Annotated in this window: 16 protein-coding genes; 2 read left to right on the top strand and 14 right to left on the bottom strand. The window is 62.5% G+C overall.

What is annotated here, in order from left to right:
- The 10 genes from MPJ51_RS08615 to MPJ51_RS08570 form a co-directional block, all read right to left on the bottom strand.
- Positions 1-487 (bottom strand): DUF4147 domain-containing protein (locus tag MPJ51_RS08615; RefSeq protein ID WP_298384731.1); only part of this gene is annotated, 487 nt, incomplete at its 3' end.
- A complete protein-coding gene (dtd, locus tag MPJ51_RS08610) occupies positions 487-924 on the bottom strand; it encodes a D-aminoacyl-tRNA deacylase (protein WP_298384729.1) in 438 nt (145 codons plus the stop codon). The genes dtd and MPJ51_RS08615, both read right to left, overlap by 1 nt.
- Before the next feature lie 21 nt (positions 925-945).
- Positions 946-1662, bottom strand: coding sequence for a nitroreductase (locus MPJ51_RS08605; RefSeq protein WP_298384726.1), 717 nt, complete (start codon positions 1660-1662; stop codon positions 946-948).
- A gap of 23 nt (positions 1663-1685) precedes the next feature.
- Positions 1686-2774 (bottom strand): TFIIB-type zinc finger domain-containing protein, encoded by a 1089-nt coding sequence (locus MPJ51_RS08600; RefSeq protein WP_298384724.1) that lies wholly within the window; start codon positions 2772-2774, stop codon positions 1686-1688.
- Entirely contained in the window at positions 2771-3301 is a 531-nt protein-coding gene (locus tag MPJ51_RS08595) for a hypothetical protein (RefSeq protein WP_298384721.1), read from the bottom strand. Before MPJ51_RS08595 ends, MPJ51_RS08600 begins: the two co-directional genes overlap by 4 nt.
- A gap of 4 nt (positions 3302-3305) precedes the next feature.
- Positions 3306-4454: an SPFH domain-containing protein gene (locus tag MPJ51_RS08590; RefSeq protein ID WP_298384716.1), complete on the bottom strand. Its 1149-nt coding sequence runs from the start codon at positions 4452-4454 to the stop codon at positions 3306-3308.
- Between the two features lie 22 nt (positions 4455-4476).
- The gene (locus MPJ51_RS08585) at positions 4477-5415 is read right to left on the bottom strand and encodes a DUF2927 domain-containing protein (protein ID WP_298384713.1); all 939 of its coding nucleotides are present in this window, start codon (positions 5413-5415) and stop codon (positions 4477-4479) included.
- Between the two features lie 31 nt (positions 5416-5446).
- A complete protein-coding gene (locus MPJ51_RS08580; RefSeq protein WP_298384710.1) occupies positions 5447-6637 on the bottom strand; it encodes a toxic anion resistance protein in 1191 nt (396 codons plus the stop codon).
- A 29-nt stretch (positions 6638-6666) separates the two neighbouring features.
- The gene (locus MPJ51_RS08575) at positions 6667-7581 is read right to left on the bottom strand and encodes a 5-bromo-4-chloroindolyl phosphate hydrolysis family protein (RefSeq protein ID WP_298384707.1); all 915 of its coding nucleotides are present in this window, start codon (positions 7579-7581) and stop codon (positions 6667-6669) included.
- A 176-nt stretch (positions 7582-7757) separates the two neighbouring features.
- Complete coding sequence (locus tag MPJ51_RS08570; RefSeq protein WP_298384704.1) at positions 7758-8636, bottom strand: pseudouridine synthase; 879 nt, start codon at positions 8634-8636, stop codon at positions 7758-7760.
- On the opposite strand from MPJ51_RS08570, the gene MPJ51_RS08565 reads away from it, so the two are divergent.
- Entirely contained in the window at positions 8635-9102 is a 468-nt protein-coding gene (locus MPJ51_RS08565; protein ID WP_298384701.1) for a nucleoside deaminase, read from the top strand. The genes MPJ51_RS08570 and MPJ51_RS08565 overlap by 2 nt on opposite strands.
- A 9-nt stretch (positions 9103-9111) precedes the next feature.
- On the opposite strand, the gene MPJ51_RS08560 is transcribed toward MPJ51_RS08565, so the two are convergent.
- Together MPJ51_RS08560 and MPJ51_RS08555 are read right to left on the bottom strand one after the other, a co-directional pair.
- A complete protein-coding gene (locus tag MPJ51_RS08560) occupies positions 9112-10287 on the bottom strand; it encodes a M24 family metallopeptidase (protein WP_298384698.1) in 1176 nt (391 codons plus the stop codon).
- Positions 10287-10979, bottom strand: coding sequence for a metal-dependent hydrolase (locus MPJ51_RS08555; RefSeq protein WP_298384816.1), 693 nt, complete (start codon positions 10977-10979; stop codon positions 10287-10289). The genes MPJ51_RS08560 and MPJ51_RS08555 overlap by 1 nt, the downstream gene beginning before the upstream one ends.
- A 60-nt stretch (positions 10980-11039) precedes the next feature.
- Here MPJ51_RS08555 and MPJ51_RS08550 point away from each other — a divergent pair, with 60 nt between their 5' ends.
- The gene (locus tag MPJ51_RS08550; RefSeq protein ID WP_298384696.1) at positions 11040-11681 is read left to right on the top strand and encodes a ceramidase domain-containing protein; all 642 of its coding nucleotides are present in this window, start codon (positions 11040-11042) and stop codon (positions 11679-11681) included.
- On the opposite strand, the gene MPJ51_RS08545 is transcribed toward MPJ51_RS08550, so the two are convergent.
- Both MPJ51_RS08545 and MPJ51_RS08540 read right to left on the bottom strand, forming a co-directional pair.
- On the bottom strand, positions 11678-12433 hold the full coding sequence (locus MPJ51_RS08545) for a class I SAM-dependent methyltransferase (protein WP_298384693.1): 756 nt from the start codon (positions 12431-12433) through the stop codon (positions 11678-11680). The genes MPJ51_RS08550 and MPJ51_RS08545 overlap by 4 nt on opposite strands.
- A 4-nt stretch (positions 12434-12437) precedes the next feature.
- Positions 12438-12964 (bottom strand): DUF4202 domain-containing protein (locus tag MPJ51_RS08540; RefSeq protein ID WP_298384692.1); only part of this gene is annotated, 527 nt, incomplete at its 5' end.

The raw sequence follows: 12964 nt of genomic DNA, 5'->3' as shown, positions 1-12964 counted from the left end.
CTTTGACCCGCGACAGCTTGCGTCGTTCAGTGTTCATCGCGGTGATGTCCAGCCCTTGGGCCAGCAGTTGGCGATTGAGATGTTCCAAGTCGGCCAGCGTCTTGCCCGGCACCAGATCCTCGGCCAGCGACGAGGCGCCGCCCGAGACTAGCAACAGCAGATGAGAGCTTTCGGGCATCGCCCGGGCGGCCTGACGCAGGGCCGCTCCACCCTGCAGGCTGCGGGTGTCGGGGACGGGATGGGCGGCCTCGATCACCTCGACCCCTTCGGGCAGGTCACGCCCGTGATCGTCCTTGGTGACGACAAGGGTGGGGACGGCTCCGTACTGATCCAGCGCCGCGCGGGCCATCGCGGCGGCGGCCTTGCCCACCGCCAGAATACGGTCGGGCCGCGCCACATCGGGCAGCGCCACCTGCGTGGCCGTATACCCGCCCACCGCATCGACACCTGCCTGCCAGATTTTGATCGCCTGCTCTTTTGCGTTCATCAGTTTTCCATCCAGATCGTGATCGGCCCGTCATTGACCAGTTCAACAGCCATATCCGCCCCGAATTGCCCGGTTTCCACTGCGATCCCCTGCGCCCGCAACTGCTGCGCAAAGAACTCATACAGGCGTTCGCCCTCTTCCGGCGGCGCCGCATTTGAAAACCCCGGCCGGTTGCCACGCGAAGTATCGGCGGCCAGCGTGAACTGGCTGACCACAAGCGCCGAGCCCCCGACATCCAGAACCGAGCGGTTCATCTTGCCGACCTCATCCTTGAATATCCGCAGCTTGGCGATCTTGGCCGCAAGGGCGGTGGCCTGATCCTCGGTATCGTCCTGCATGGCGCAGACCAGGATCAACAGGCCCGGACCCGATTGCCCAACAACGTCTCCGTCGACCGAGACCTGAGCCCGAGACACTCTTTGCAATAAGGCGCGCATTCCAATCTCCTGCCTGAAGGGTCAGCCGTGCCAGCGCACGATTTCATCCAGCCCCGCACGGTCGGTGCGAAACCCGTTCGCGGGATGCGCCTGATCGGGATAACCAAAGGAAATCGCACAGAGGATCAGCCGATCCTCAGGCACCTGAAAATAGCGCCGCAGAAACGGTGCATAGGCGGCCACGGCTGCCTGCGGGATACTCGCAACCCCCAGCGCCTGCGCGGCGAGCGTAAAGGCGGTGACAAACCCGCCGCAATCCATCGCGCCATACGGCCCAAGCTCAGCCGGGCTGGTGACAATTGCACAATGCGGCGCACCAAACAGCGCGTAATTCTCCATCATCTGCCGGGCCGAGGCGGCACGATCCCCTTTCTCAACCCCCACCGCTTTGTACAGCGCCCAGCCACAGGCGCGGCGGCGGTCCTGATAAACACCGCTATAGCCGCTGGGAAAGGGCAGGTCGGGGGCGGGGGTGCCCGTCTCGGCCTCATGCCGCAGGGCCTGTCGAAAGCGATCCGTTTCCGCGCCGCTGGTGATGTGAACCTGCCAGGGCTGGGCGTTGCACCAGCTTGGCACCCGCGCGGCACTGGTCACGATCTGTTCGATGTGATCTTGCGGAACCGGATCAGGCAGAAAGGCGCGGCAGGAGTGCCGGTTCTCCAGCAAGCTGTTCAGAACATCCAAGGTCAATTCGGCCTCTCCCCACCTCTGACGCGGCGCAGGATGGCGGCAGAGCATTCGGGTTGCAAGAGGGCGCAGACCTATTGCTGTCCGGTCGCCACCAGATAGCCGACGCCAGCAGCAACCAGCAGGCCCAGCACCACGGCAATCGTGATCTTGATCGCTGACCAGGGCCGTTCCCCCTGAACCCGTCCGGTGCGCCCGTTGACCACAAATCGATAGGTCTCGCCGCGATATTTATAGGCGGCCATCCAGACCGGCAGCAGGATATGTTTGAAGGTGACGTCGCGCACCTCGGTATCGACATTATGGATGCGCTGCCGGTCACCGCCGATGTCGAACCGCACATCACGCTCGATCACCCGCGCCATATGCGCGCGCGCTTCGGTGTATCCTTCCCGCAACTCGACCGTATAGGCTTCGGCCCGGAACCCGGCCAGATATTCGGGCTGATAGGGCTCCAGCGCCGGCAGGTCCCAAGGCTCTAGCGCATCGGTGTAGGATTTCGGCAAAGAGCGAGAGGCCAGCACCAGTACATCGTCGAAAAATCTCGCAACCCGCCCGGATTTCGGAGTCCAGCGCACCTTGGGAACCTGCTGCTGCACTCGTTTTCCATCGCGCATTACGGTGCGGGTTTCGTAATAAACCACGCCGCGTTCGCCGCGATAGCTGGACTTGGTATCCGCGTCGAAGGTCCAGTACGGAACATAGATGCCCTGCATCTTGCGCCCCTTGCGGGCGTATTCCTTCAACCCGTTCGGCGCAAACCACAACTGCCCCAACCAATCGGCCATTGCCTTGTGGGCCGAAGGTTCGTCCAGCGCAAAGGGCAACACGCCGCGCGGTTTGATATGACGGTTGACACCGGTATCCGTCACGACCGGAGTCGCACAGAACGGGCATTCGGCGGCATGAGTGTTCGGGTCGAACTCGACCTGCGCGGCGCAGTTCGGGCAGGACAGAACGCGAGTTTCCTCAATCTCAGCCTCGGGCAGGCGGTCGGCGAGCGCTGCGTCGAAATCCAGCTCACGCAGGGACGCGCCACCCCACGGGCCGCCGGTGATCGCCTCGGAATGCCCGCAATGATCACAGGTCAGGGTGCCGTCGCCCGGATTGAACCGGTAATCGGCACCGCATTGGTCGCAGGGGAAACGGTGTTCGTCGGTCATTGCTGAATCTCGAATGTTTGGTCCGTGTGGCCCGGTCCTAGTATCACGCGAACCAAAAGTGCAGACAGGACACAAATCAGGATGAAACCCGCCGAAATAAGAACCATTATCCCTAACTCATCGGGCCTGAGTGCAACGTCAACTCCGTCGCCCCCAATCCGATAGTTACGGGCCTGATCACTTGAAGAACGCCAATCCCAGTATCGACTGAATGCGATCCCGAGAATTGCAAATGTACTCCCGACACCTGCGCCGCAATAAGCAGCGCGATAGTAGCTCATTCCTTTCCGCATCAGCAGCCAGAGTATCGGAGCGAGCAGCAGCCAGCAGGTCAATAGAGCGATTGGCAAACCGACCAAGGCATACCATGGTAGCATCCACAACACGTCACCAAAGTGTTGTGCGTGTTCGAGATAGTCAGACAACGCAACAAACGTGACACCCGCCCAGCCAAATACTGCGGATAAGTTCACTGCCCGCGCGAAATCGCGTCGGGAATAGGGGGCTTGCTGCGGCGCGGTCTCCAATCGTTCAGCTTCCGGGCGGAGGCGGCGGCAGGATCGTGAACAGCTGCGCCAGTTCCTGCACGTCGCCCGCTTTTTTCCAACCATCCTGACCGGCGGTCCAGACATGGGTGTCGCGGGTGATTTCTCCATCCGTGGCCATGCGGCCCATCTTGGCCTTGGAAAACGGCCCGCTGGTCTGTCCGTCCACCGCGATGTGCCAGACATGCTCAACGGGCGGAGGGGGCGGCGGTGCCGCATGCGCTGCCGGTTGCGGGGCAGCGGGGGTGGAACCGCCCCAGGGGCCGGATGGTTGACCCGCTGCCATGTTCGACATCTGCTGTGCCATCGCCATACCCATCCCCATGCCAAGACCGGCGCCCATGCCGCCGCCCTGACCGGGGTTGTTGGCCGCTGCCGTCATCGCCTCGGCCGCCGAATACTGGGTGAACTTGCCCAGATCGCCCGCCAATCCCATCGATGTCCGCTTGTCCAAAGCTGCTTCAACTGCGGGCGGTAGCGAGATGTTTTCGATATAGAATTCCGGCATCTCCAACCCGTAACCATCCAGCACGGGCGAGACCTCAGCCGCGATCAGCTTGCCCAGATCGGCGGTGTTGGCGGCCATATCCAGAACCGGGATGCCCGAGCCTGCGATGACGCGGGAAAACTCTTGCACAATGATGTTGCGGATCTGGAAGCTGATCTCGTCCATGGTGAATTCACCATCGGTGCCGACGATCTCGATCAGGAATTTCGCCGGGTCCTTGACCCGCACCGTATAGGTTCCGAACGCCCGGATGCGGGTCGGACCGAATTCCGGGTCGCGCAGCATGATCGGGTTCTTGGTGCCCCATTTCAGGTCGTTGAAACGGGTGGTGTTGACGAAGTAAATCTCGGACTTGAACGGCGACTGAAAGCCGTGATCCCAATGCTGCAGCGTCGTCAAGATCGGCATGTTGTTGGTTTCCAGCATGTATAGCCCCGGCGTGAACACATCCGCCAACTGCCCCTCATGCACGAACACCGCCGCCTGACCTTCGCGCACGGTCAGCTTGGCGCCATACTTGATCTCGTGCCCTTCGCGTTCGAACCGCCAGACCATGGTGTCGCGGGTGTCGTCCACCCAATGAATGACATCAATGAACTCTCCGGTCAGAAAATCGAAAATTCCCATTTGGGTTCTCCTGTCATCGGGGTCAGAGCGGCTGCCCCATCAATTCACGTGCAATGATCCGCACCACGGGGCGGGCCGCGTCCACGGTCACGCCGGGTTGCAGGCGTGGATCATAAAGCATTGCCAGCAATTTTTCGTCATGGCTGGTCAGCAAGGCAAATTCGTCGTCATCATTGAAGATCGAGGGCCGCGCGGCGGGGCTGTCATTGGACAGGCCCAACCCCTGTGCGATCTCTTCATGGATGCAACTGCGGCGCACCAGATCGGGCAACTCGGCCCGGATCAGGGTCACCGCGCGGACGTATTTATGCGGCGCGGCGCGGGTGGCCGAGGCAAAGACGAAACAGTCGAAATTCGCGCGCGGATTGGCCACCAGATCCAGCGAGGCCTGGCTGATATTCGGGATCAGTTCCCGCAGCCGCGTGACCACATAGCTGCTGTCGTCTTTCCCGGCGAAAAACACGTGGAAATTGGCCTTGCGGGTCACGGTTGAAATCGGGTGATCCGTCAGCCGCGCCAGCCGCGAGACATAGGCTTTTACCTGATCGGCGTCCTCAACCCGAACGTTTGGTGCGACCGAGGGGCCGAACTCGGCCTGAACGCGCACTGGGCCCGCCCAGCGGCTGAGCTGCCCGTCGGTCTGTCCCGCCCCGATGGCAACCGCATGATCGGGGTATTCGCTGTAAAAGGCGATGGCCTCGAAATTGCGGGTCAGATCGTCGGCGTCATAGGGCGTGTCGGGACCGCCGCCATCAATGCGCAGCAGCCCGCGCGTCAGCAGATCACGTTCGACCCTGGCATAAAAGCGCGCCAAATCCTGACTGGCCGCCGAGGGCGGAACATAGGCATTTGCCGCAGGCACGGGCGGAGCAGGCTCGGGCGGCAAGGCCGCCGGGGTCGTCAGCGTCTCGTCACAATTGGCCAGCGCCAGCAGAGAGGCCAGCACCAGTGCAGGTTTCAAAGAGGTGATCCGCCGCACGCCCGTGTCAGCCTCAGCCCGGGACGGCCGTTCCGGCATTGTCGCCAATGCCGTCGCGGCGCGCCTTGGCGGCGGCCAGCGTGTCGCGCAGCTCGGATTCCATCTTTTTCAGCTCTTCCTCGGCGGCGGCGCGTTTGGCCTTGCCCTCATCGGCAATCGCCAGGCTTTCGTTGATCGTGCCGATCAGGTCGGCATTGGCCTGTTTCACGGCTTCGATATCGAAGACGCCACGCTCCATCTCTTCGCGGATCATCTTGTTGGATTCGCGCAGATTGGCCGCGTTCGAGGTCAGCAGTTCATTGGTCAGATCATTGGCGTCGCGCACGGCCGCGGCAGCCTCGGCGCTGCGCTGGATGGTGACGGCCTGGGCCAGCTGGGTTTCCCACAGCGGCACGGTGTTCACCAGGGTCGAGTTGATCTTGGTCACCAGCGACTTGTCATTTTCCTGCACCAGCCGGATTGAGGGCAGCGACTGCATCGTCACCTGCCGGGTCAGTTTCAGGTCATGCACCCGGCGTTCCAGATCGTCGCGCGCGGCGCGCAGGTCGCGCAGCTCCTGCGCCTGAATGACCTGCTGATCTTCGGGCGCGGCCTGAACCTCGGCCTCTTTTGCGGGGATGTCCTGGCTGTCCAGCTCGGTCAGCTTTTCCTCACCCGCTGCGATGTAAAGCGCCAGTTCGTCATAGAAATCCAGCGTCTTTTCATAGAGCATATCCAGCGATTTGATGTCTTTCAGCAGGGTATGTTCGTGCCCCAGCAGATCGTCGGTGATGCGGTCGATCTGGCCCTGAACCTTTTCGAATTTCGCGGTGAACTGGGCAAAAGGCGCGGCGCGGCCCAGCAGGCGTTCCCACCAGCTGCGTTCGCGGCGCACGTCCAACTCGCTGACCGAGAAGCCCCGGATCGTGGTGACGATATTGCGCAGGCTGTCGCCCGCAGGGCCCACATCCTTGTTGCGCACATCGGCCAGCATGGCCTGACTGATTTCCTGCAACTCGGCCTGTGCCGATGATCCGAACGCGACGATCGAGTTGGTGTTGCCCATGTCGATCTCGGCCATGCGCTTGCGAATTTCGGCACCGACGGGTTCGTCGGCTTCTTCCAGCGGGACGACATCGGGCTGGGGTTCGGGCAGGGTGACGGCGGTCACTTCCTGCACCAGGGTTTCGGCCTCGACCGCTTTGTTCTTGATGGTATCGGACATGGGGTAATCCTCGCTCAAAATTAGGCCGGTCAGTCCAACCGGACGCCTTCGCGCTGCAGCCGTTCGCGCAGCACGTCAATTTCCACTGTCAAATCGCTGCGATCATCCAGCAACATCTTGCGGGTGCGCGCGGCGAAGTTCTGTTCCAGATCGTCCAGCAGCGCGGTGAAATCGGCCAGCGCCTGCGCGTCGCGGGTGCGGGCGTAGACATCGGCAAACTTGACCGTCGCATCGCGCGCGCCTTGCAGATAGACCGTCAGGTACTTGCGTGCGCCTGCCAGATCGCGGGGGTCTTCCTCGACCGTGCGGAACAGCTCGCGGGCGGTGTCCTGAAACCGCTCCACCCGCGCCTCGACCCGGCGATCCCCGGCGCGTTTGATGGCATCCGTCATCTGGGTCAGATGGCTTTCGGCATCCTCGACCACGCGGGCGACACGATCCTGCTGAAACGTGTCGATGCCTTCCATGCCCTTGTCCTTCATCGGGTCGATCCCGAATGAAACCGAATGCAGCACCGTTGCCGCCACGCCGAACAGCACCGGGGCCAGCAGCCCCGCCTGCGCGGCGGCTTCGGCGTCCAGAAGCTCGGTCCGATAGGCGGCCAAAGCGGTGCCGAGGCCGGTCAGCGCGCTGGCAAATATCTTGCGGGGAAAGGCCGGGCGGCGGGCGGTGCGGCGGGCGTTATAAGCCGCCTCGGCCCGCAGACCTTCGCGCAGCAGAAAGGCGGCGGCGGTCAGCAGCCCGGCGGCGATCAGGCCAATGGTCATGCCGATGGCCCCGTCGTTCAGGGACAGAAAGACCAGAGGCACCGCAGGCAGAAACAGCAGATTGGCCCGCGCGCCCGCAGGTTCCACCCGCGCGCCATCGAACTGGCCGCGCGGGGGCTGGCCATCAGGTGCAGGCCCGCCATCGGGGCTGTATTTTCCGCCAAAACGTTTGGCCATTTCTCTTACAGCCCCCCAAGCAGACCGGTGCACACGCCCAGCAGCAATGCCAGCAGCACCACATAGGCCAGTTTTTGCACGCCGGTTCCGGACATGAGGTTCCCCCAGATTACGTTTCACGGAAAATTTAGGGGATGCGAGGGCGCAACGCTAGGGGGAAGGTGGCCTAACTTGCGTCACTTGCGAGGTTTCTTGCCGATCGCAGGCCGTTTACGTTGTGGTCGGGCAGGGCGTTTGGCAGCGGGGCCGGGCTGGGCCTCGGCCTCCAGCCCCAACTGGTCGCGCAGCACGCGGCGGCGGATTTCCTCAACCTCGCCGGGTTTCAGATTGCCCAGCTGGAACGGCCCGTAGGACACCCGCAACAGACGGTTGACCACATAGCCGATGTCTTCGATGGCGCGCCGGATCTCGCGGTTTTTGCCTTCGCGCAGGCCGATGGTCAGCCAGGCATTGGCGCCCTGCTGCCGGTCCAGCGTCACGGTCATCGGCTGAAAGCGTTCGCCTTCAATGACCAGCCCTTTGCGCAGGGGCTCGAAATCCTCATCCTTGGGGCGGCCATTCACGCGCACCCGGTATTTGCGCAGCCAGCCGGTGGCGGGCAGTTCCAGCTTGCGCTTGATGCCGCCGTCATTGGTCAGCAACAGCAGCCCTTCGGAATTGAGGTCCAGCCGCCCGACGCTCATCACCCGGGGCATGTCCTCGGGCAGCTTGTCAAAGATCGTCTCGCGCCCCTTTTCGTCGCGGGCGGTGGTCACGAGACCTGACGGCTTGTGATACAGCCACAGGCGGGACGGCTCCGGTTCCGAGACCGGCTTGCCGTCAACGGTGATCCTGTCCCTGGCGGTCACGTTCAGCGCCGGGCTGTCGATGCGCTTGCCATTGACGGTCACACGACCGGATTCGATCATACGTTCAGCCTCGCGGCGCGAGGCGACACCGGCGCGGGCCAGCACTTTGGCGATCCGGTCGCCGGGAGGAGGGGTCTTGGTCATGCCCCGCCCATACCCCATCTGCGCGGCTTGCGAAAGGCAGGTTTCTGGGGCAGTCAGGGGCATGAGTTTCAGATCGCATATGACCCAGGCCCTGACCGAGGCCCGTGCGGCAGCCGCGCGCGGCGAAGTCCCCGTGGGTGCGGTGATCGTGGACCCCACGGGCCGCGTCGTGGCCGCAGCGGGCAACCGCACGCGAGAACTCAACGACCCCACGGCCCATGCCGAGATACTGACCCTGCGCGCCGCCTGCGCCGCAGCGGGGTCCGAGCGACTGCCGGGGCATGACCTCTATGTCACGCTGGAACCCTGCGCCATGTGCGCGGCCGCGCTGGCGGCGGCGCGGGTGCGGCGCATCTACTATGGGGCGTCCGATCCGAAATCCGGTGGCGTGGCCCATGGCGCGCGGGTGTTTTCCCATCCGCAGGCCCATCATGTGCCGGAAATCTATGACGGGATCGCAGCCGATGACTGCGCCGACCTTCTTCGGACATTCTTTGCGGCGCAACGCAAGGCTGGTGCGAAAGAATAGCCCGACGGCTCAGCCCTGTTTGACGACCATCGCCCTGGGGATATCCGCCAAAGGCTGTCCACCATCCGGCGTCACCACAAAGCTTTCCGTGATGGCCAGCCCCCAATCCGGGGTCCAGAGCCCGGGCATCAGGTGGAAGGTCATGTTCTGGCGCAACTCGGTTGTATCGCCGGGGCGCAGGCTCATGGTGCGCTCACCCCAGTCCGGCGGGTAACTGAGGCCGATGGGATAGCCGGTCCGATTGCCTTTGGTGTAGCCAGCTCTGGCAAAGCTGTCATAGACGCAGAGGGCGACCTCTTCGCAGGTTGCGCCTGGTCGGGCGGCGTGCAGGGCGTCGTCGATGGCGGTCAGGACTGCCGCCTCGGCGCGTCGGATATCCGCAGGCGGTTCGCCCAGAAAAAGGCTGCGGCTGGCGGGGCAATGGTAGCGCCGGAAACAACCGGATACCTCGAAATAAGTCGCCTCACCCACGGTCAAAGGCCGGTCGTTCCAGGTGATGTGTGACGCCGAAGCCTCGACCCCCGAGGGCGCAATCGGCGCGATGGCCGGATAGTCGCCCGCCAGACCGGGCAACCCGGCGATGCCTGCGGCCTGAACCTCGGCCACCAGTTGGTTCTTGAGCAATCCTTCGCGAAACCTGTCACGCAGGACCGCGTGCATATGCGCGGTCAATTGCCCCGCCTTGCGCATCATGTCGATTTCCGCGTCGCTTTTGACCGCGCGCTGCCAGTTCACCAACCCGGTCGCATCGCGCATCGCCTGCGCCCCGAATGCGGTTTCGAGGATGCGGTGGCTGGCGGCCGAGTAATAGTAATTGTCCATCTCGACGCCCAGCCCCGTTGTCCAGCCGCGATCCCGCAGCAGATCGACCAGAGCATCAACCGGGTGGTGGTCCGGGTGCTGCACATGTTCTTCGGGCCAGTCATGCAGGTCTTGCGGTTCCAGCCATGTGGTCTGCTGCGCCCCCGCCTTGTCCTGCGTGCGCCCCCACCAGAGCGGCGCGCCCGTCCGATGCAGGATCACCATTTGCGGGACATAAAAGCTCCAACCGTCATAGCCGGTCAGCCAGGCCATGTTGGACGGGTCCGTGACCAGCAGCGTGTCGATACCCTGCCGGTCCATCGCGGCCCGCGCGGCAGCGATGCGTGCGGCATATTCCTGCGAGGTGAAATCGGACGCGGGCATCAGAGGGTGATGGCCTTCATGACTTCGGGCTCAATCACATCGACGCCGGGCAGGGCATCAACCAGCGCCTGCGCGGATTGTTCCAGAATCGGGAAGGTCTGATAGTGGCAGGGGATCACCGTCTTGAAGTCAAAATACCGCTTGGCCGCATAGGCCGCGCCCTTCATGTCCATAGTGAAATGCCCACCCGCCGACAGGATGCCGATATCGGGTTTGTAGTAATCCCCCATCCACTCCATATCCGCCATGATATCCGTATCGCCCGAGACATAGAGCACGCGCCCCTCGGCGGCGATCATATAGCCGACCTCGGTCCCGCCGGTGCGCAACCCATCTGGCGTCGAGAAGGTCGAGCTGTGAGAGGCTGGAACCATACTGACACTCACGCCATTCAGATCAACCGTGCCGCCCTTGTTGAAGCCGATGGTTTCGATCCCTTCAGCCTCGGCCCAGTAGCCCATCAGGTCATATTGCCCGACAACCGGCACGCCGAGATGTTTGGCCAAAGGTAGCACATCGACCACGTGGTCGAAATGAGTATGCGTTAGCAGGATATGCGTGGCCCCTTGCACGGCGGCGTCGTGCTGATCCTCGGGCAGAGCGGGGTTGCCGGTCAGCCAGGGGTCGATCAGCAGAACTTGTCCTTCGGTTTCGATGCGAAAGCTACCGTGGCCCAGCCAGATGATGTTCATGAACACGTCCCCCTGAAAAATGCGCTTGGACATAGCCTAGCATTCGCTATGTAAAAATCCATGGACTGGACGCAGCAAATTGACAGCTATTGCGAGCGCTTGTCGCCCGCCTATTGGGCCGAGCCGATCAACGCGGTGACAAATGCCGCCTTTCTGATCGCCGCTTTTGTGATGTGGCGACGGGTGCGGGGGCAGGACGCGCCGCTGGCCTGTCTGCTGGTGCTGATCTTGGCGTGTATCGGCGTGGGCAGCTATCTGTTTCACACCCATGCGCAGGTCTGGGCGGCGATGGCGGATACGATGCCGATCCTGCTGTTCATTCTGGTCTATATCTTCGCGGTGAACCGCGATGTCTGGGGGCTGGGGCGGTGGTCCGCGCTGGGCCTGACCCTGCTGTTCTTTCCCTATGCAGCGCTGACCGTGCCGGTCTTTCAACTGTTGCCCGGTCTGGGCAGTTCAGCCGGTTACGCGCCGGTGCCACTGCTGATCCTGATCTACGCGCTTCTGCTGCGACACCGCGCGCCGCAGGTTGCGCGAGGGTTGGCGATAGGGGCTGCGATCCTGATCCTGTCGATCACATTCCGCTCTCTGGACTTGCCGGTTTGCGGGCAGTTCCCGGTGGGCACGCATTTCATGTGGCACATCCTGAATGCCATCATGCTGGGTTGGATGATCGAGGTCTATCGCCGCGCGCGCGCCTAGTCCGGCAGCTTGCGCGCGACGTAAAAGCCGTAGCTGACATAGGCTGCGTTCTCTTCATAGAGCGCAATCTCGGCTTGTTCCGCCGCAACCAGCGCCTGCGCATGTTCGGAATGCGCGTGCTTGTCCAAAAACGCGGGAAAGCGCTGCTGCATCGGGCCGTAATACATGTCCAGCCAGCAGTCCTGCGACAGGGGGAAATAGCCCAGAACCTCATATCCGGTTGCCTCAAGGTGGGCGAGTTTCTCTGACGCAAGCCCGACTTCGGGATAGGCGGTTTCCCAATGATCGGTCAGGGATTTCGGACGCTCCTGCGTTAGCCAGGTTAGTTCGGACACAGCAAGAATGCCGCCCGGTTTCAGAAACCGCCGCCAGGCGCGCAGCCCGGCCTCAAACCCGATATTGTAGATGGCCCCTTCGGACCAGATCACGTCCAACTCGTTATCCTGAAACGGCAGTGTCTCCATCGAGGCGGGCAGGGTTTCGATACGTCCGGCGAGCCCGTCAGACACCGCGCGGTTTTCCAGTTCGGTCAGGAATTTCGGCAAGAAATCAACCGCGATGATCTGCGCATCCAGATCCTGCGCCAGAACCAGACTGGCCGCGCCGGTTCCACTGCCGATATCGGCGATCCGCAGCCCTTGTTTACCTTTCAACCCGGCCAGTTCCATTGCCCGCCGGGTTGCCGAGGGGCTGCCCGGCCCTTGACGCGCGCCACCAATGTGAAGATCGACCAGAAGCTGCAGATCCTCCATCAGATCAATCCTGAAAAGCAGCAGCGAGCGGCGTGGGTAGATCAAATTCTTTCAAAACCCGAGCGCGGCCATCGGCGGACATTTTCAGGGCGGTCTTTTCCACAATACGCTGGATTTTCTCGTCCGAGTGTTTGGCAGCGAAGGGCTGGAAATACCATTTCAGAAAGACGAAGCAGATCACGTCCTCCAAAGCCTGAACCTCGGTATCGCGCTTGATACCTTGTTTGCGCAGCATCTTTTCAGCCGCCTCAATCTGATTGGCTCCATATTCGGCCTGCTCCATGAAGCCACGTACAACATCGGCGTGATACACGCCCTGCGCCTTGCGCCAGGCCAGATAGCCCGCGCGGCCTTCGGGGTATTCGGTGCGCTTCAGCTTCCAGCGTTCAACATGCTGACCGCGCGCGGCAATCTGTAATTCTTCCGAGGCATCGGGGAACAGGCGGTCCAGCTCGGCGCTCATCCGCTGGCCGTAAAGCAGGGATTCGGGCTGACCATCTTCTTGATTGGGGTCCTGTGCGTTGGCCGCAT

The organism is Ruegeria sp. (assembly GCF_028066395.1).
Lineage (GTDB): Bacteria > Pseudomonadota > Alphaproteobacteria > Rhodobacterales > Rhodobacteraceae > Ruegeria.
This window is presented reverse-complemented; position numbering and strand designations above follow the sequence as displayed.

Bases quoted from the DNA above. Each gene is read 5' to 3' on its own strand.
- dtd (WP_298384729.1), bottom strand. From the start codon at position 924: ATGCGCGCCTTATTGCAAAGAGTGTCTCGGGCTCAGGTCTCGGTCGAC.
- MPJ51_RS08605 (WP_298384726.1), bottom strand. From the start codon at position 1,662: ATGCTCTGCCGCCATCCTGCGCCGCGTCAGAGGTGGGGAGAGGCCGAA.
- MPJ51_RS08600 (WP_298384724.1), bottom strand. From the start codon at position 2,774: ATGACCGACGAACACCGTTTCCCCTGCGACCAATGCGGTGCCGATTAC.
- MPJ51_RS08590 (WP_298384716.1), bottom strand. From the start codon at position 4,454: ATGGGAATTTTCGATTTTCTGACCGGAGAGTTCATTGATGTCATTCAT.
- MPJ51_RS08580 (WP_298384710.1), bottom strand. From the start codon at position 6,637: ATGTCCGATACCATCAAGAACAAAGCGGTCGAGGCCGAAACCCTGGTG.
- MPJ51_RS08575 (WP_298384707.1), bottom strand. From the start codon at position 7,581: ATGGCCAAACGTTTTGGCGGAAAATACAGCCCCGATGGCGGGCCTGCA.
- MPJ51_RS08565 (WP_298384701.1), top strand. From the start codon at position 8,635: ATGAGTTTCAGATCGCATATGACCCAGGCCCTGACCGAGGCCCGTGCG.
- MPJ51_RS08570 (WP_298384704.1), bottom strand. From the start codon at position 8,636: ATGCCCCTGACTGCCCCAGAAACCTGCCTTTCGCAAGCCGCGCAGATG.
- MPJ51_RS08560 (WP_298384698.1), bottom strand. From the start codon at position 10,287: ATGCCCGCGTCCGATTTCACCTCGCAGGAATATGCCGCACGCATCGCT.
- MPJ51_RS08555 (WP_298384816.1), bottom strand. From the start codon at position 10,979: ATGAACATCATCTGGCTGGGCCACGGTAGCTTTCGCATCGAAACCGAA.
- MPJ51_RS08550 (WP_298384696.1), top strand. From the start codon at position 11,040: ATGGACTGGACGCAGCAAATTGACAGCTATTGCGAGCGCTTGTCGCCC.
- MPJ51_RS08545 (WP_298384693.1), bottom strand. From the start codon at position 12,433: ATGGAGGATCTGCAGCTTCTGGTCGATCTTCACATTGGTGGCGCGCGT.